Origin of the sequence: Cobetia sp. UIB-001, assembly GCF_044789135.1 — a bacterium.
Lineage (GTDB): Bacteria > Pseudomonadota > Gammaproteobacteria > Pseudomonadales > Halomonadaceae > Cobetia > Cobetia amphilecti.
Genome location: NZ_CP058244.1, coordinates 1,203,790 through 1,222,343, shown reverse-complemented (window position 1 = coordinate 1,222,343; position 18,554 = coordinate 1,203,790). Strand labels below are relative to the sequence as shown.

15 protein-coding genes are annotated in these 18,554 nt (G+C 62.5%); 4 read left to right on the top strand and 11 right to left on the bottom strand.

The features are described 5' to 3' along the window. Positions 1 to 331: 331 nt before the first annotated feature. Positions 332 to 1,123 (top strand): alpha/beta fold hydrolase, encoded by a 792-nt coding sequence (locus tag HA399_RS05175; protein WP_404326294.1) that lies wholly within the window; start codon positions 332 to 334, stop codon positions 1,121 to 1,123. Positions 1,124 to 1,294: 171 nt separating this feature from the next. Here the strand turns inward: HA399_RS05175 and trpA are convergent, their stop codons facing one another. Continuing rightward, positions 1,295 to 2,134 carry a tryptophan synthase subunit alpha gene (trpA, locus tag HA399_RS05170; RefSeq protein WP_324691970.1) on the bottom strand — a complete coding sequence of 280 codons (840 nt, stop codon included), beginning with the start codon at positions 2,132 to 2,134 and terminating at the stop codon, positions 1,295 to 1,297. A 126-nt stretch (positions 2,135 to 2,260) separates the two neighbouring features. Next, the gene (gene trpB / locus HA399_RS05165; protein ID WP_054554923.1) at positions 2,261 to 3,502 is read right to left on the bottom strand and encodes a tryptophan synthase subunit beta; all 1,242 of its coding nucleotides are present in this window, start codon (positions 3,500 to 3,502) and stop codon (positions 2,261 to 2,263) included. Between the two features lie 234 nt (positions 3,503 to 3,736). Here trpB and HA399_RS05160 point away from each other — a divergent pair, with 234 nt between their 5' ends. Further along, the gene (locus HA399_RS05160) at positions 3,737 to 4,660 is read left to right on the top strand and encodes a LysR family transcriptional regulator (RefSeq protein WP_404326292.1); all 924 of its coding nucleotides are present in this window, start codon (positions 3,737 to 3,739) and stop codon (positions 4,658 to 4,660) included. 401 nt (positions 4,661 to 5,061) lie between these two features. On the opposite strand, the gene HA399_RS05155 is transcribed toward HA399_RS05160, so the two are convergent. Beyond that, the gene (locus HA399_RS05155) at positions 5,062 to 6,852 is read right to left on the bottom strand and encodes a bifunctional diguanylate cyclase/phosphodiesterase (RefSeq protein WP_279836720.1); all 1,791 of its coding nucleotides are present in this window, start codon (positions 6,850 to 6,852) and stop codon (positions 5,062 to 5,064) included. Positions 6,853 to 7,547: 695 nt separating this feature from the next. Here HA399_RS05155 and HA399_RS05150 point away from each other — a divergent pair. Continuing rightward, complete coding sequence (locus HA399_RS05150) at positions 7,548 to 8,414, top strand: 2OG-Fe dioxygenase family protein (protein WP_084589647.1); 867 nt, start codon at positions 7,548 to 7,550, stop codon at positions 8,412 to 8,414. A 611-nt stretch (positions 8,415 to 9,025) separates the two neighbouring features. Further along, the gene (locus HA399_RS05145; protein WP_054554925.1) at positions 9,026 to 9,643 is read left to right on the top strand and encodes a LysE family translocator; all 618 of its coding nucleotides are present in this window, start codon (positions 9,026 to 9,028) and stop codon (positions 9,641 to 9,643) included. Between the two features lie 182 nt (positions 9,644 to 9,825). On the opposite strand, the gene HA399_RS05140 is transcribed toward HA399_RS05145, so the two are convergent. The 8 genes from HA399_RS05140 to accD form a co-directional block, all read right to left on the bottom strand. Further along, entirely contained in the window at positions 9,826 to 10,425 is a 600-nt protein-coding gene (locus HA399_RS05140; RefSeq protein ID WP_043336921.1) for a YceI family protein, read from the bottom strand. Positions 10,426 to 10,490: 65 nt separating this feature from the next. Next, positions 10,491 to 11,033 (bottom strand): cytochrome b, encoded by a 543-nt coding sequence (locus tag HA399_RS05135; protein WP_153635333.1) that lies wholly within the window; start codon positions 11,031 to 11,033, stop codon positions 10,491 to 10,493. A 177-nt stretch (positions 11,034 to 11,210) separates the two neighbouring features. Then, positions 11,211 to 12,425, bottom strand: a complete 1,215-nt coding sequence (locus HA399_RS05130; RefSeq protein ID WP_404326290.1) for an O-succinylhomoserine sulfhydrylase — start codon at positions 12,423 to 12,425, stop codon at positions 11,211 to 11,213. A 235-nt stretch (positions 12,426 to 12,660) separates the two neighbouring features. Further along, a complete protein-coding gene (gene purF, locus HA399_RS05125; RefSeq protein WP_043336916.1) occupies positions 12,661 to 14,175 on the bottom strand; it encodes an amidophosphoribosyltransferase in 1,515 nt (504 codons plus the stop codon). Positions 14,176 to 14,418: 243 nt separating this feature from the next. Beyond that, the gene (locus HA399_RS05120; protein WP_404326289.1) at positions 14,419 to 15,147 is read right to left on the bottom strand and encodes a CvpA family protein; all 729 of its coding nucleotides are present in this window, start codon (positions 15,145 to 15,147) and stop codon (positions 14,419 to 14,421) included. Continuing rightward, complete coding sequence (locus HA399_RS05115; RefSeq protein ID WP_404326288.1) at positions 15,144 to 15,848, bottom strand: SPOR domain-containing protein; 705 nt, start codon at positions 15,846 to 15,848, stop codon at positions 15,144 to 15,146. The genes HA399_RS05120 and HA399_RS05115 overlap by 4 nt, the downstream gene beginning before the upstream one ends. 49 nt (positions 15,849 to 15,897) lie before the next feature. Beyond that, positions 15,898 to 17,412, bottom strand: a complete 1,515-nt coding sequence (locus HA399_RS05110) for a bifunctional folylpolyglutamate synthase/dihydrofolate synthase (protein WP_404326907.1) — start codon at positions 17,410 to 17,412, stop codon at positions 15,898 to 15,900. Continuing rightward, positions 17,405 to 18,424, bottom strand: coding sequence for an acetyl-CoA carboxylase, carboxyltransferase subunit beta (gene accD / locus HA399_RS05105; protein WP_284726259.1), 1,020 nt, complete (start codon positions 18,422 to 18,424; stop codon positions 17,405 to 17,407). The genes HA399_RS05110 and accD overlap by 8 nt, the downstream gene beginning before the upstream one ends. Between the last annotated feature and the right edge of the window lie 130 nt (positions 18,425 to 18,554).

Below are 18,554 nucleotides of genomic sequence, written 5' to 3'. Positions count from 1 at the left end.
CTTTGAATCGAGCGCGATCACTACCACAACACTGACAGCACTCACACTTCAGATGCCCTGACAGCATGATCCACACGGCAGCGTCGGACGTAGTACACACATCACGCCATTCGCCACGGAGAGCCACTCCTTGAACGCTCTGCTGCCCTTTGTGTCAGTCACACTCTGCATACTGCTATCGGGATGCGGGCCGCACTACCTTGCGGCCAATGACATCCACCAGGCTCCTTACCTTGATGAATCCTCCGCCTCATCCCATCTCGTGACCCGCGACGCCACGTCGCTGGCATGGGAGTCATGGCAACCTGCGCAGGCAACCCCTCAGCGCGCCATGCTGCTTGGCCTGCACAGCTACGGCGACTTCCGGCTGGCATATGCCGATCTGGGCCCATGGCTGGCCGGACAAGGCATCGTGACCTACGCCTATGACCAACGCGGTTTCGGGGAGTCCAGCCAGCAAGGGCGATGGCCTGAGCCCCCGTTGCTGGTCGAGGATCTGGTGGACGCCATCACGGTACTGCGCCAGCACCACCCGAACCTCCCCTTGATCGTGGCGGGCGAAAGCATGGGCGGCTCGGTGATACTCAATGCCCTCGCCCAGCACCCGGAGCTGTCGATCGATGGCAGCCTGCTCGCCGCCCCGGGCGTCCGCGGCGGCATTCGCTGGCGCTATCTGTACAACGCAGGACTCTGGACGGCGGCGCACCTGATCCCCGCGACCAGCGTGGAGGTGCCACGCAGGTACCCCGACGGAGAACTTCAGCCCGCGGCCGCCAGGCGATTGGCCGAGGATTCCCGCGTCGTGCATTCCGTGCGCCTTGATGCCTATTACGGCCTGATTCGCTTCACGGATCATGCCAGCGATGACATCGCAGCACTTTCTGCTGATACACGACTGCCGCCCACTCTGCTGTTGCACGGTGATCGCGATAACACCGTGCCCCGGGTGGCCATCGAGCAACTGGTCAGCGACTGGCCGAGCGCCTCACGCGATACGCTCGAGATTCATTACCTGCCCGAGGCACCCCACCTGCTGCTGCAATGGCACGACAGTGAGCAGGTACGCGGGCGGATAGCACACTGGTTGGCCGAGATCCTGCCAGCGCGTGCTTCGCAAGATTGAGCTTGAGAGTAAGCGCGAGAACGAGGCGATGGACGTGACACGCCGCGTCGTGCCGATAGCGCGTGCCCTACAAACAGCAACGCCCCGAACAGGGTTCGAGGCGTTGCAGTCTATCTATCTAACTATCTAACTATCGCCCCTGCGAGGGGCATGCTGACCGCTAACCAGCGATCACTGACGCGCGGTCTTCAGGGCATCAGCCAGTTCACGGGTCAGGGCGTGCACGGCTTGAGTACCCTGCTCCGGCGTCTCGGCATTGGCCTGCAGGTCGATCAAGGCAGAACCGACCACCACACCGTCGGAGAAACGCCCGATCCGTGCCGCCTGTTCAGCGGTACGGATACCGAAGCCGACCGCGACCGGAATATCGGTATGCTCACGAATGCGACCGACCTCGGCCTCGACCTTCTCGGCAGTCGGTGCCGCGCCGCCGGTCACGCCATTGCTGGAGACGTAGTAGAGGAAGCCCGAGGTGTTGGCCAGCACACCCGGCAGACGCTCGCTGTCAGTGGTCGGCGTAGCGAGGCGAATGAAGCTGATGCCCGCTTCGCTGGCCGGGATGCACAGCTCGTCATCGTGCTCCGGCGGCAGATCGACGACGATCAGGCCGTCGACGCCGGCCTCGCTCGCCTGCTCGAGAAAACGGCTCACGCCACGACGATAGATCGGGTTGTAGTAGCCCATCAGCACGATGGGAGTGTCCTGATCGCGCTTGCGGAACTCGCTGACCATCGCCAGGGTGCGATCCATGGTCTGGCCGGCCTTCAGGGCACGCTGGGTAGCATGCTGAATGGCCAGACCATCGGCCATCGGGTCCGTGAACGGCATGCCCAGCTCGATGACATCGGCGCCGGCGTCCGCCATGCCGAGGAAGGTCGCGAGGCTGGCATCGTAGCCGGGGTCGCCCGCAGTGATGTAGGTCACCAGCGCGGCGCGATTCTCGGCGCGCACGGCAGCGAAGCGACGGTCAAGACGGCTGCTGGCAGTAGTGTCGATAGCGGAAGTGCTCATCAATAGACTCCGGATTTGCTGGCCTGCAGGCATCGATGACACCCGCAGGCGAAGAAGGCATGGGGCGCTCAGATTCAGTCAGCGACTGACGACTCTGACGCCGGGCAACACGTGACAGACCCGGGCTTACTCGCCGTCAGGGTTCAGGCCCAGTTCGTCGGCCAGGTGATGAGTCACGGTGGCCATGTCCTTGTCACCACGGCCGCTCAGGTTGACCACCATCAGGTGGTCCTTCGGCAGGCCCGGTGCACGCTTGATGACTTCCGCCAGCGCGTGGGAGGACTCCAGCGCCGGAATGATGCCTTCCAGACGGCACAGCATCTTGAAGGCGTCCAGCGCTTCCTGGTCGGTCGCGGCGACATATTCGGCACGCTTGATGTCATGCAACCATGCGTGTTCCGGACCGATACCCGGATAGTCGAGACCGGCGGAGATGGAGTGTGCATCGCCGATCTGACCTTCTTCATCCTGCAGCAGGAAGGTGCGGTTGCCATGCAGTACGCCTGGCAGGCCGCCCTTGAGGCTGGCGGCATGACGCGGAGTTTCCAGGCCTTCACCAGCGGCTTCGACACCGATGATCTCGACGCTTTCCTCATCGAGGAACGGGTGGAACAGGCCCATGGCATTGGAACCGCCGCCGATGCAGGCGACCAGCGAATCCGGCAGACGCCCTTCCTTCTCCTGCAGCTGCACACGGGTTTCCTGACCGATGATGGACTGGAAGTCACGCACCAGCTGCGGGTACGGGTGCGGCCCGGCCACGGTACCGATGATGTAGAAGGTGTCATCGACGTTGGTGACCCAGTCACGCAGCGCCTCGTTCATGGCATCCTTCAGCGTGCCATCACCGGCGGTGACAGGCACGACCTTGGCGCCCAGCAGCTGCATGCGCTGCACATTGGGCTGCTGGCGATGGATATCGGTGGAGCCCATGTAGATCACGCAGTCCAGCCCGAAACGCGCCGCCACGGTGGCAGTCGCCACACCGTGCATGCCGGCACCGGTCTCGGCGATGATGCGCTGCTTGCCCATGCGGCGAGCGAGCAGTACCTGGCCCAGCGCATTGTTGATCTTGTGAGCCCCGGTATGCATCAGGTCTTCACGCTTGAGATAGATCTTGGCGCCGCCCAGCTGCTCGGTCAGACGCTCGGCGAAATACAGCGGGCTCTGGCGGCCGACATAGTCCGCGGACAGGCCAGCCAGCTCCTCGGCGAATGCCGGGTCCTGCTTGGCGGCTTCATACTCGCGCTGCAGGTGCAGGATCAACGGCATCAGCGTCTCGGCAACGAAGCGGCCGCCGAAATCACCGAAGAAACCCTTGGCATCAGGCCCTTGGCGCAGGCTGGGGGTAGCAGTCGTCTGGCTCATGCTGAACTCCTCGAATCGTGTCAGTGGCTGGTCTCACATACTGCGCAAGGCATCTGCGGGGCCAGCGATATGGTGATCATCCTAGCGCTGCAGGCACTGGAAGAAAAACGATAAATTCGCCAAGATGTGTGAGAAAATCTCACAGATGGTCGAGACGGTCACTGCCGCGCAGTCACCCTTTCCATACCAATGACACGCCCAGCACTCGCACAGCACTTGCTCAGGAGACACACCATGGAGCGCACCGAGCTACTGCCTCCCCTCAATGCCCTGCGCACCTTCGATGTGGCGGCTCGCCATGAGAGCGCCTCGCGCGCCGCAGAGGAGCTGCATGTGACCCACGGCGCCGTCAGCCGTCAGATCCGCCAGCTGGAAGACGCACTCGGCACACGCCTGTTCGATCGCGCCGGACGTGGCCTGACACTGACACAGGCCGGCCGTGAGCTGGCGACCGCGACCCGTCATCACCTTGGCGGTCTGGCACGCGTGTGCGGCGCACTGGCACGCAGTGATGCGCGGGCGCCCTTCGTGCTGAGCTGCCCGGGGTCGTTTCTGGCACGCTGGTTCATTCCGCGGCTGGGGGCACTCAAGGACGCCCTGCCGGAGCTCGAGCTGCACCTGACTGCCAGTGATGACAACGAAGGGCTGCGCAATGGCGTGGACGGTGTCCTGCGCTTCCAGACGCCGCCCTTTGATGACGCCGAACATCAGGAGACGCGCGTGCTGGGCACCGAGCGCATCGGGCCCGTACTGCGGCCCGACAGCGAGTGGCTGAGCGAGGCATCCAGCCCCCCTTCCCCCGAGGTTCTGCTGGGCCTGTCCCTGCTGCATACCCGATCACGCCCGCAAGCCTGGCCGGATTGGTGCTCACGCCAGGGGCTATCCAGTGAGGGGCTGGATTACGCGCAAGGCTTCGAACACCTCAACTACCTGCTCGAGGCGACACTGGTCGGACTGGGCGTCGGCATCGCGCCGGACTATCTGGTGGAGGAAGACCTGCGCAGCAAGCGCCTCGTCGCCCCCTGGGGCTTCGTCGAGACCGAGGCATGTCTGACGCTGACCTTGCCGCAGGTCGGCCGCGCTCGTGCTCGCCACCCGCATGCCGAGGCGCTGGGCGAATGGCTCGCCCGGGAGCTGGCGACGGCACCGCCCCACTAGCCGCCACACTTTGTGACAGGCATAAAAAAAGCCAGTCACAAGGACTGGCTTGCCCGGACATGTATCCAGAGGATAGCGCCGGAAAGATCGTGAATCCGCTCAAGGAACCATCGCAACCTGCAACGCAGGCTGGAAGCGAGGATGGGCGAACAACCCTGCGCATTGAACGACGCAGCCACCCTCGGCAGAAATGATCGAGGAGCCATGGCTGGCTCGACTCGAAGACTTCACATCAGGTGGCCAGTCCTTATCCGAGATGGAGGACTCGAGATGAAGGGTGACGGCCTGACGCGTTTCAACTGTCAGCATCATATCTTTTAGTCCGCGAACAAAAAAGGGCCCAAACAGCAACAGACCTTTGCTGGAGAAGCACCATCAATCGCTCGCATGGCCGACCGGTATCAGTGACAGCCAGGGGCTGCAGCGCCCTTGTCCGAGGCGAGAGCCCCCGAGGCGCGATTCGGCGGATTGTTGCCACCGAGTAACAGTCGCTGAATATCCGTGGCCGCCATCGGCTTGTAGAAGTAATAGCCCTGGATCAGGTCACAGCGCATCTCGCGCAGCAACTCCAGCTGCTGTTCGTTCTCGACCCCTTCCGCGACCACCTCCAGCCCGAGGCGATGACCAAGGAAGACCGTGGCCTCCATGATGGCGCGGTCCTTGGGTTCCTGGGCGCACTCGATCACGAAGGAGCGATCTATCTTGAGCGCCGTCACCGGCAACAACTTGAGATAGCTCATCGAGGAATAGCCGGTGCCGAAGTCATCGATGGCGATCTTGTAGCCACGGTCGTAGAGCGCCCGCAGGCTGTCGCGCACCTTGATATCGGCATCGATCAACACGTTCTCGGTCAGCTCGATACCGATGTCCCGCGGTGTCAGTCCGTATTCCTCGACATAGGCCTCAAGGCGGGTGAAGACATCCGAACTGATGGCCTGGCGTCCGGAGATGTTGATGTCGATCCGGTAGCCCTTCAGCCCCATGGCGCGCCATTCGGCCTGCTGACGACACGCCTGGCGGATGACCCAGTCTCCCAGACGCTCGATCAGGTTGGTGCGCTCGGCGACCTTCACGAAGTCGGAGGGCGGAATATAGCCCTCGGGAGAATGCCAGCGCAGCAGCGCCTCGAAGGATTCGATGCGCTCACTGCGCGCCGCCACCTGCGGCTGGTAATGCAGCGACAATTCCCCTCCGCCGTCCTGATTCAGCAGCGACTGCAGACGTCCGGCCAGATGGTGCTGATGCAGCATCTCGTTGCGGACTTCCTGATTGAAGAACTGATAGCCATCGCGCCCGGCCAGCTTGGCACGATGCTTGGCGACATCGGCATTGCGCACCAGCTCGGCCGCCTCGCTCCCATTCTCGGGATACAGGCTGATGCCGATGCTCAGGCGCAGCAGCAACTGGCGCCCTTCGATCTCGAAGGGTCGCTGGAAGTCCTGACGAATGCGCTCGACCACCGACAGGGCATCACTCTCGTAATCCAGACGTGGCATCGCCAGCACGAATTCATCGCCACCAAAGCGCGAGAGCAAGTCCTGATTGCGCTGGAAGCCCTGCAGACGCTTGGCCACGCTACGGATGACGCGGTCACCCATCTCGTAACCGAGGGTGTCATTGATCTCGGTGAAATGATCGATATCGAGAAACAGCACCATCAGGGTGTCGTCATGACGCTGACATTCACTGAGCGCCTCACCGAGTTCGCTCTCGAAGGTCTGGCGATTGGGCAGCTCCGTCAGGGGGTCGAAACGCGTCATGTAATCCAGATCACGCTGGACCTTGCGCTCACCCGCCAGATCGATGTCGATACAGAACATCAGCGGGTTGTCAGTGCGCTCTCCCAACATCACATGGTGGGAAAAGACAGGCACGGGGGCGCCTGACTTGTGCTTGAGCTCAAGTTCACTGGAGGGGATCTCGATACCCTGAGAGACCCAGGCATGGTGTGCGTCCACCACGACATCTGCCATCGTCTCCGGGATCACCAGAGTTTCCAGGCATCGTCCACGAGCTTCCTGCTCGCTATAGCCGTATAGCCGCTCGCTGGCCTCGTTCCAGTAGATGACGCGGCGCTGGCTGTCATAGCCCTGAACGGCGACGCGCGGCAGACTTTCCAACAGCTCTCGAAAGCGCTGATCACTGACGGGAAGTCCCTTGCTGGTCGAGAGGCCAACCATACTCGTCTGCATGACCGCCTCCTGCGTATGCTGATGATGTGACACCTGACGCTTGCGAGATAGCATGATGCCCGCAGTTGCGCCAAGAATCACCATCAGTAACGCGGTTGGCCATCGACCCAGCATGCTCTGGCCCCACATCACCACCACCATCAACGTCAGTACCACGGCAATGATGACGGGACGAGAGCACAATATTCCGGCGGCCCTGCTGGCCTGGCGGAACCCTTTAGCCATGTTGAAGGATACCTCCGCTGCCGTCCTTCGCCTGTTCGCCGGACTTCGGCGGGGCAGATCAACTCGTGACGGAATGTCACTTCGAACGAGTTCTCTCACACGCAGAACGAGTTCTTGTCGTCATGAGAAAAGTCTAAGGGTCTGCTGCGCGTAAACCCAGCGTCTTGCAGCGCCTCTCGATAACTATCCTCAACGCTTCATGCAGTGCCAGGCGGCCTGAACCTGCGTTGCGCTGCTCGTCTGCAAAGGGCGAAGAATAGCGCTAATGACTTACATAATACCAGTCGATTAGATTACTCATACCTCGATATTGGCCATGTACCCATATTGATGATACTTGCGCGAGATTAGCGTGTTACCGCCATGGTACGGGTTTGACTATCTCGTGCGCACCTTCCCATTCTCCTCGACGTTGCCAACGCAACACCTTCCATTTGCGCCCAAGCGCACAAAACGTCGAGGAATTTCATATGAACATCGCAAATCGTGGCGTACGTCAACTGGCCGACTCTTCCCGCAAGATCACCCTGGAACAGGGCGGCCTGGTGGAGCACTACCCGACCCCCAAGACGGACACCACCCCCTTGCGCCTGCCGCTTGCCTCGCAGTACTGGCCGGAGGCAGTCCACGAGGAGCTGGCACGCCAGCATTGGAGCAAGGCTTCCATCACCTCCCAGATCGACCTCGAGGCCTGGCAGGGCTTCCTGAAGGACCTGCCGCGTGACCCCTACGTCAACACCCGCTGGAAGCGCATGTCCTGGCTGCACCTGAACGACCAGCATGAAGTCGAGACGCTGGGCGAATGTCCGATGGCGCAGGGCGGCAAGTTCAATGACGCCGCCAGCATGGCTGACCGTCTGCGCTATTACGCACCGCTGGAAGAGAGCTTCACCGAACGCGAGGATGTGCGCGCCTTCGTGAAGGCCTGGGCCGACATGTGGGGGATCGGCCCGCGTGAGCCTATCCTGATGCAGATCACCGGCGTGCGCGGTGATGGCACCATCGATCCTCTCCAGGGTCAGGGCATCCACGCCGATGGCTGCAAGTACCTGAGCATCCTGGTGCTCAACCGCGAGAATGTCAGCGGTGCCATCAACACCCTCTATCAGGACAAGGCAGGCAAGGAGCTGCTGACCACCACGGAGCTGGCACCGGGCGAGGTCCTGCACATCCACGATGACCAGCTGTTCCACAGTGTCAGCTCCATCACCCAGGAGAACGCCGGCGAGCACTTCGAGCGCTTCATCATCATCATCAACTGCTCGTTCATCGACGAGTTCCAGAACCGCATGCTGCGTCGTCATTTCCCGGACGCCGTCCTCAACGACTGCGAGTGAGCAACGGATTGCTCGCGAGCCATCGCAGCGAGACGCATCGCAACTTGCGGCGTCGTCTCATCTGAAGCCCCGCCGCGCAGAAGCCACGATGCCGATGCCCCCGATACGTGAAACCCTGTTCTGAGCGCCCAAGCGCCAGAGTACCTATGTGCCTGAATACCTGAGTACCTGAGTGCCCGAGCCTCATGGCATCAGACACAGGAAAGAAGAAGGAGAACCTGCCAGCAGGTGACGCACTGTCACAAGATGCGCGCCGACGAAAACGTGCATGTGCAGCACCCAGCGCCAGCCGGGCCACCGGCTGGCGCTTTTATATGCCACAGAGCGCCCGCTTCGCGCTTGTCTTGAATCATGCATCTGCCCTGTTACACGATTCTTCCTTCTTCTCTCTCTTCTCTCTCTTCTTATCTCCTCTTCATTCTGCTCTCTTTACTCTTTCCTTGTTCTCGCTTTCTCCTCCTTCATCCCCTCCTCTTGTTCTGCTCTCCCGCGCCGCCGCGCTTTGCATTACTCTGGTGTCTTGCGCTTGGCACTCTCGCCTGTCGAGACGCGCTTGATTGCATCGTCGCTTTGGCGGCGCTGTCCTCCCCTCTATGCATCAGGGACCTCTCATGACCTTTGAAAGCGGGCTGACCTTCTTCATTGCCATCTTCCTGTTTGGCATCACCCCCGGGCCTGGCATCCTCGCGCTGTTGGCGCGCGGCATGAGCCAGGGTGGCAATGCCTGCGTGCCGATGGCCGTGGGCATGAGTCTCAGTGATGTCTGCTACATGCTGGCGGCGGTGTTCGGCCTGTCGGCACTGGCCACGCATTGGGGCGAAGTCTTCGTGGTCATCCGTATCCTGGGCGCCGCCTACCTGCTCTATCTCGGCTACAAGTTATGGACGAGCTCACCGACGCTGGATGAGACTGATGTCCCCAGGCTACGCGGCAACTGGTGGAAAGGGTTTCTGCAGGGCTTTCTCATCTCGGCATCCAACCCCAAGGTCATCCTGTTCTATATCGCCTTCCTGCCCACCTTCATGGATATCACCCGGCTGTCCGGCAGCGATATCGTGATCGCCGCCGGACTCAACCTGAGCGCATTGCTGCTGGGCGTGGTGCCGGTGGGCTATCTCGCCGGGCGTGTCCGCCGCTATCTGCGTTCGGCGAAGGCGGTCAAACGCCTCAATCGCAGCGCCGGCGGCCTGATGATCGGGGCAGGCGGCTATCTGGCATTGCGCGGCTGACGCCTGAACGACGCTCCATGTGATGCGAGCGCCTTGCACAAACACAAACGCCCCTGCCGATTGGCAGGGGCGTTTGTGTCGAGAGGCATGGGGTCGGATTGCAGAGCGCTTGCGCTCAGCCCATAGCGTCAGTGCACACTGTCGGTGCTGACGTCAGCACCAGTGTCCTGCGCTTGCCGTCCTTACTGGCGGATACCTTCGATGACCAGGTACAGATCGACGGTGGCCGCATTCGGGCCAAGCTTGGAGGTATCGATGCCGTAATCGGCGAGCTTCAGCGTGGTGGTGCCTTCAAAGCCCTGACGGTAGCCGCCCCACGGGTCTTCACCGCCGCCGATATGATCCACATCCAGGGTCACGGGCTGCGTCTGGCCGTGCAGCGTCAGGTCACCCTTCAGCTTGCCGGAACCATCGCCGGTGGACTCGAAGCCGGTCGAGGTGAAGGTTGCCGTCGGATATTGGGAGACATCCAGGAAGTCGGCCGATTTGATGTGCTTGTCGCGTTCAGCGTGGGCGCTGTCCAGGCTATCGACATCGACCTCTACCGACACCTTTGCATCTTCCGGCTTGCCCTGGTCATAGGAGAAATCACCACTGAACTCCTTGAACTGCCCCAGCACGTAGGAATAGCCCAGATGGCTGATCTTGAACTGGATGAAGGCGTGCTGGCCATCGGTATCGATCGTGTAATCGGAGGCCTGTGCCTGACCCGCCATCAGCGGCAACGACGCCGCCATGAGACCTGCCACCAGTGACTTGCCGAGGAAGGATGTCTTGTTCATGTTGGTGCTCCTTGAGAGGTTTCGTCACATCTGGCGTTCGAGCGTACCCAACGCCTTCCTTTTCGTCAGCGCAGCGGCCGAATCATGCGCCGCAACGTGTCCTGCCCATCCAGCAGGTGATGCTTGAATGCTGCCGCTGCATGCCCCAGCGACAGGATGATCAGCACACAGGCAGCATACCAATGCACCTCACCTGCCAGCGATGCCTGATCCTTCAGCCCCGAGATCACTGCCGGCACCTCGAAGAGATCGAATACCTTGATGCCACGCCCGTCAGCGGTGGAAATGAGGTAACCCGAGATCATCACCACCAGCATCAGCACGTAGAGCAGCACATGCCCGACCAGCGCCGCGCGCTGTTCATTGCGCGTGCCGTGAGCCTGCGGGGTCGTCTGGCTCCAGCGCCAGGCGAGCCGCACCAGCGTCAGCACCAGCAATATCACCCCGACCGAGCGATGCCACCACGGACCGAGCTGGTACCAGGCATCGTAATAGCCAAGCGACGTCATCCACCAGCCCAGCGCGAAGAGCCCGACGATGGCCAGCGCCGACAGCCAATGCATCACGATGACAGGCCAGCCCCAGCCCCGTCGAGAATTACGCCACATGAAGTGCTCCTGATGACAGTCTCCACCTGACCATCGACCTGGCAGGTTCTTTGAGCAAGAGCTTAACCAGTGCCCGAACGGACGCCAACCCTTGCGGGCAACACCAGCGAAATTGTCCAGAGACACCAACGCCCGGCAGAACCGGGCGTTGGTGTGCAAAGGCAGGCGTTACGGGACTCAGCTCGCGAGGCGATCAAGTCCGCGCGCCAGATCACGCTTGATGTCGTCGAGATCTTCCAGACCGACGGCAATACGCAGCAGGCCCTCTTCGATGCCGGCGGCCGCTTTCTGGTCATCACTGAGGCGACCGTGAGTCGTGGTGGCCGGGTGCGTGATGGTGGTCTTCACGTCGCCCAGGTTGCCGGTGATCGACAGGATGCGCGTCGCATCGACCACCGACCAGGCCGCCTCGCGGCCGCCCTTGACCACCACCCCGAGCACCGCACCGAAGGCCTTCTGCTGGGCCTTGGCCAGTTCATGCTGCGGATGACTCTCAAGTCCGGAGTAATGCACCCGCTCGATGGCCGGATGCGATTCCAGCCAATGTGCCAGCGTCAGCGCGCGTGCACAGTGGGCTTCCATGCGAATGTTCAGCGTCTCCAGGCCCTTGAGGAAGACCCAGGCGTTGAAGGGGCTCAGGCACGGCCCGCAGGTACGCACCACGCCATAGACCTCCTCCATCAACGAGGAGCTTCCGACCACGGCGCCACCCAGCGTCCGGCCCTGACCATCGAGATACTTGGTGGCGGAGTGGATGACGATATCGGCACCCAGCGTCAGCGGGCGCTGCAGGGCCGGCGTACAGAAGCAGTTGTCGATGGCGAGCCAGGCGTCGTTCTCACGGGCCAGCGCCGCCAATGCCTTGATATCGCCAAGCTCGGACAGCGGGTTGGATGGCGTCTCGGCGAACAACAGCTTGGTGGCCGGCGTGATCGCGTCGCGCCAGGCATCCAGATCCTTCAGTTCGACGAAGCGCGTGGTGATGCCCAGCTTGCCGAAGTACTTGGTGAACAGGCTGACACTCGAACCAAAGATGGAACGCGACGCGACGATTTCATCGCCGGATTCCAGCAACGCCAGCACGGTGGACATGATCGCGGCCATGCCGGAACTGGTCGCCACGCAACGCTCACCGCCTTCCATCGCCGCCAGGCGCTCCTCGAAGAAGCGCACCGTCGGATTGGTGAAGCGCGAATAGATGTTGCCGGCTTCATCGCCCCCGAACTTGGCTGCGGCCTCAGCGGCGCTGCCATAGACGAAGCTTGAGGTGGTGTAGATGGGCTCGCCGTGTTCCTGCTCGGCACCGCGCAGGTGACCGGCACGGATGGCGAGCGTCTCGAGGCCCAGCTCATCGCGGGAAAGACCGGCGCGGGAAAGATTGTCGTCGTGCATGGTGTCCAGTACCTCTACTGATGGAATCTACTGCCCTGTGAATCACGATCCAGCCTCACGCGCCGCTGTGACATGTCGCGTCTTCAGCATTTCGGGTCGCGTCGACAGCAAGAAGAAGGAAAAGCGATGCGCCAATGTTACCGGTTTTGAACGCGCAACGGGCCCCGGATTTCTCCGGAGCCCGTTGCGGTTCGCTCATCGCGTGATTGCCTGCCGAGAATGGCAGGCAGCCGGATCAGTCGAGATCTTCCGAATCGTTGTGCAGATCCACCACCGCGTGGGTCTCGCCAGCGCTCTTGGCGCCATCATTGCGCGAGGCACGCAGGTCGTTCAGATAGGCTTCGTCGATGTCGCCGGTCACGTAGACGCCGTCGAACACGGAGCAATCGAACTCATCCAGCGCCGGATTGACTTCACGACAGGCGTCCTTCAGGTCGTCGAGGTCCTGATAGAACAGACGGTCAGCGCCGATCAGGTCCGCGATTTCCTTCTCGGTACGGTCATGGGCGATCAGCTCTTCCGCCGCCGGCATGTCAATGCCGTAGACGTTGGGATAGCGAACCGCCGGTGCTGCCGAGGCGAAATAGACGTTCTTGGCGCCCGCTTCGCGCGCCATCTGGATGATCTCGTTGCAGGTGGTACCGCGCACGATGGAATCATCCACCAGCAGCACGTTCTTGCCGGCAAACTCGATATCGATGGCGTTGAGCTTCTGACGCACGGACTTCTTGCGCAGTGTCTGACCCGGCATGATGAAGGTACGGCCGATATAGCGGTTCTTCATGAAGCCTTCGCGGTAAGTCACTCCCAGATGCTGGGCCAGCTCGAGGGCGGAGGTACGCGAGGTATCGGGGATCGGAATCACGACATCGATGTCCTGCTCCGGCCATTCACGCACGATCTTGTCGGCCAGCTTCTCGCCCATGCGCATGCGGGTGCCGTAGACGTAGGCACCGTCGAGCAGGGAATCCGGACGCGCCAGGTAGACGTGTTCGAAGATACACGGCTTGAGAACCGGATCATCCGCGCACTGCAGGGTGTGCAGCTCACGCTCCATGTCGATGAATACCGCTTCGCCCGGGGCCAAGTCACGGATCAGCTCGAAGCCGGCGACGTCGAGCGCCACGGACTCGGAGGCGATCATGTACTCGACGCCTTCGGCGGAGTCACGCTTGCCGAAACACGCCGGACGGATGCCGTGCGGATCGCGGAAAGCGACCAGGCCAGTGCCGTTGATGATCGAGACGGCCGCGTAGCCGCCCTTGCAGCGACGATGCACACGACGCACGGCATCGAACACATCACCGGCACCCAGACGCATGCCCTGCTTGCCCAGCTCGTGAGCGAAGACGTTGAGCAGCACTTCCGAATCGGAGCTGGTGTTGATGTGACGCAGATCAGAGGAGAACAACTCCTGCTTGAGCTGGTCGGAGTTGGTCAGGTTGCCGTTGTGCGCCAGCGTGATGCCGTAAGGCGAGTTGACATAGAACGGCTGTGATTCCGCCTCGCTGGAAGAACCGGCGGTCGGGTAGCGAACATGGCCGATCCCCATGTTGCCCTTGAGACGCTGCATGTGACGAGTGCGGAAGACATCACGCACCAGACCATTGCTCTTGCGCAGCAGGAAACGACCTTCGTGCCAGGTCATCATGCCCGCGGCATCCTGCCCGCGGTGCTGCAATACGGTCAGCGCGTCATACAGCGCCTGGTTGACCGAGGCGTTGGCCATCAAACCTACAATCCCGCACATCCCGTCATTACCTCACTAATACACACTTGGATAGGGAAGCGCACGCTGGCGACTGCCGGCGCCCGTCCATATGGCAATATGAGTGCTCACACGGCGCAATTGTCAGGCCTGCCCCCCATGCAGGCAACACCTGACCGATGGGTCAACCCCTTCGACTGCCCCGCATGAGACTTCAGCAACGTGTGCCGAATGCCGAAAACGACAACGCCGGGCCACGATGCCCGGCGCTGAAGATCCTGCCTGTCACTGCTCACCACCCGCATTGCGGCTTGCGGCCTCGCCAGCGGTGCTGCCTCTGAGCAACGCCTCCAGCGAGGGCTGGTCCTGCGTGGCATCCTGGCGCGTGAATGACTGCAGCGCCTGCTGGCTGAGGCTGTCGCTCAACGCACGCCCTTCACGCTGGGCGCTGTCGATCAGACCGCTGGCCTGCTGCTTGAGCCTGGAGCCGCTGGCGGAATCCGGCAGCGACACGCTCTGGCCCCAGTCACCGCCCGTATCCCACTCACGATAGCGAGCCAACGACCAGTCGCGCAGCTGCTCAAGCGTCGGCCGCAGCTGGGCGGCCTGCCAGTCGGCGCTGTCACGCAGGGGCGTCAGCCCCACCACGGCGGTGATCAGCACCAGTATGATCGCCGCGCGCAAGGCGCCGAACACACCGCCGAGCAGACGATTGAAGCCGCCCATGCCGACCGCATGAATCAAGCGTTCCAGCAGGCGCAACATCAGCCCCCAGATCAGTACGCTCGCGATCACCACCAGCACGAAGCCGACTGCGGTGCGGATGCCCGGCGAGACGATCATCTCTTCGAGCAGCCCCCCCACCTCGGCGCCGAACTGGCGTGCCGCGACCAGCGCCACCAGCCAGCCCGCCAGGCCCAGGGCCTCGCTGAGCAGGCCCCGCATCAGCCCCAGCAGTACCGAGATCCCGATCAGGCCCAGACATAGCCAATCGATCCAGACCAGCTCGTTCACTCACCCTCCTTGCGTCGTACCAGCAGGCCCTTGATATTGACCTGCTGCTGCAAGCGCGAGCGTGCGGACTCACCGATCTCGGAGGACTTGTACGGGCCGACGAAGACAACGGTCAACTTGCTGCCACGCGGGATACGGTATGCCGCGAAGCCCTTGCCCTGCAGCTCCTTCTGGAGACGCTCGGCGTTGGCCGGGTCACCGAAGCTGCCGACCTGCACGGCCCAGCCACCGGCGGAAGACGACGGCGCATTCGAGGCAACCGCAGGCTTCGGTTCAGGCTTGGGTTCAGGCTTGGGAGCAGGCTTGGGCTCCGGCTTGGCAGCGGGTTCCGGTTCCGGCTTTGGCTTTGACTGCGGCTCGCTGCTGGCCACAGAGCGGGTCGGCGACAACTGCTCGGCCTCGGCGACACGGCCTTGGGACTCGGAACCGCTGTCGCTGCCGGCACCCGGGTCACTGTCACGCACCTTGCCGTTGCTGTCGACGAAGGTGATCGGCACATCCGTGCCGATCTTCAGCTCACTGGGCGGCTGCGGCTCATCGACGTTGGAGCGATCGATATCCACCGGCTTGCCAAGCGTCATCACCGGACTCGGGCGCTCATCACGGGCCGGCGGCTCATCGAAGAGCATCGGGATGAAGATCACCCCCAACGCCAGCAGGATGACCGCACCGCTGATTCGCTCGCGTTTGCCATATTTCATTGTGACATCTCCCTTGCACCCGAAATCCCGGACCCGCCGCCGGCCTGCATCAGGCCTGGGCGTCGAGCCACATCAATGCTTCACCGACCGTGAAGAAGGAACCACAGACCAATACTTCTCCAGCGCTCGTCTCGCGTACCAACCATTCGGCTGCAGCGGTGACCGTCTCGCACTCCGCCAGCACCTCACCACCACAGTGGCGGACCACGGCGGCAAGCTCACTGGCCTGACGGCTACGCTCGCCATCCAGGGTGGCGACGACGAAGCCGTCCACCACCGGTGCCAGCGCCTGAATCACGCCAGCGGCATCCTTGTCGCCCAGCATGGCGAGCAACGCCCGCCGCGGACGGGTGGCAGGATCCCGCGCGCAACGCAGGTCATGAGCGGCAAGACGGCTGGCCAGATAACTCGCGGCATGCGGGTTATGGCCGACATCCAGACACCAGTCACGCCCGTGACGACTCAGCCACTGCATGCGCCCCTTGAGCTTGACGCTCGCCATGGCCTGCTGCACGCATTCGGCGTTGAGCTCGATACCGGCCTCGACCAGAGCATTCAGCGCACTGGCCGCATTGTCACGCGGCAAGCCCGGGTCTGGCAGCGCATCGAACGTCAGCGCCGGCGCTGACAGGCGCTGCCATTGCCATTGCGAGGTAGCCGAATGGTCCGTGCTGCCATCCACACTGCCATTCCCACTGCTATTCACAAGGTCAGCCACGACCTGCCAGCGAAAGTCCTGCCATAGCACCTGCGGCGTGACACCCAGCGTGCGAGCATGCGCCGCACAACTGGACGGCAGCACATCCGAGCCGAACACGGCCGGCTTGCCGGCGCGCAGAATCCCGGCCTTCTCGAAGCCGATGTTCTCGAGGTCGGTGCCAAGAAACGCGGCATGATCCTGCGCGACCGTGATGATCATCGCGACATCACAGTCGATGATGTTGACGGCGTCCAGACGCCCGCCCAGGCCAACTTCCAGAATCGCGAGCTGCGGTTGCTGCTGAGCGATCAGCCATAGCCCGGCCAGCGTGCCGGCCTCGAAGTAGGTCAGGCTGATCACGCCCTCGTCATCCACCGGCTCACCACTGGCCGACAGCCCGGAGTGGCGCGCGGAATCGACCTGCTCGAAGGCCGTGACCAACGCCGCATCACTGACGTCGTGACCATTGAAGCTCAGACGCTCGTTGTAATGCAGCAGGTGCGGAGAGGTGTAGGTGGCGGTGCTCAGCCCGTGGGCACGCCCCAGCGCCTCGAGCATGGCAACCGTCGAGCCCTTGCCGTTGGTGCCCGCCACGGTAATGATGCGGCCACCGAGCCGACGCGCACCCGCCCCGACCAGACTGAGACGCCTGGCCACGCACAGCACTCGGGCAAGGCCCATATCGATACTGACGGGGTGCTGATACTCGAGACGCGTCAGCCACTCATCCAGCGAGAGGCCACGCGGCACGGCATCATGCAGGGGGGAAAGCTGCCACGAAGCGGCATCCAGCGGAGGGAGTGAGGAAGACTGCAGCACCTCATCGGTGCTGCAGCTTGCCGGGGCGGAGCCCTGCTCAGCCATCACGACGTTCGCCTTGCGGCTTCTCGCTGGTGAAGGTCTCGTCGAGCACGCTGTCCACGGCGGAGCGCGGCTCGGCCGGTGCTTCGACAGTCGCATCCGCCTCGACGGGCGCTTCTTCGACGACCGCATCCGCGACCGGCAGATTGGCGGCGTTGACCGGCATCCCCTGCAGCTTGAGCAGGATGCTGGACAGGCGCTCACGCATCTCGCGGCGATGGATGATCATGTCGACGGCGCCATGCTCGAGCAGGAACTCGGAGCGCTGGAAGCCTTCCGGCAGCTTCTCACGCACGGTCTGCTCGATGACACGCGGACCGGCAAAGCCGATCAGGGCGTTCGGCTCGGCGACATTCAGGTCACCCAGCATCGCCAGCGACGCAGACACGCCACCGAAGACCGGATCGGTCAGCACGCTGATGTACGGCACGCCAGCCTGCTTGAGCTTTTCCAGCGCCGCGGAGGTCTTGGCCATCTGCATCAGGGAGAACAAGGCTTCCTGCATGCGAGCACCACCGGAGGCGGCGAAGCAGACCAGCGGGATGTTCTCGGCCAGCGCAAGCTCTGCTGCACGCACGAACTTCTCGCCGACGATGGCACCCATGGAGCCACCCATGAAGCTGAACTCGAAGGCCACGGCAACGACCGGCTGACCGGAAAGAGCACCGCGCATGGCAACCAGCGCGTCCTTCTCGGAGGTCTGCTTCTGGGCAGCGCTCAGGCGATCCTTGTACTTCTTGGAGTCGCGGAACTTGAGGCGATCGACCGGCTCGAGATCTGCCGCGATTTCCTCGCGGCCTTCGCTGTCGAGGAACCAGGACAGACGCGCACGCGCAGTGAGACGCAGGTGGTGGTCACACTTCGGGCAGACGTTGTCGTGCTTGGTCAGCTCCGGAAGGTACAGGACTGCTTCGCACTTGGGGCATTTACGCCACAGGCCGTCAGGAATGGAGGTACGCCGATCCTTGCGTTGGATACGGCTCATTGACGGCACAATCTTGTCAAGCCAGCTCATGGTGGGGAGGCTTCCGTTTTGCTGCTGTTCTGGGCACCGCTCGACGACTGTCGGCGGCCATGCGAGTTGGCACATATTCCAGGGCGTTCACGCCTCGGCAATATGGCGGGCAGCTACCATCACAGGGCAG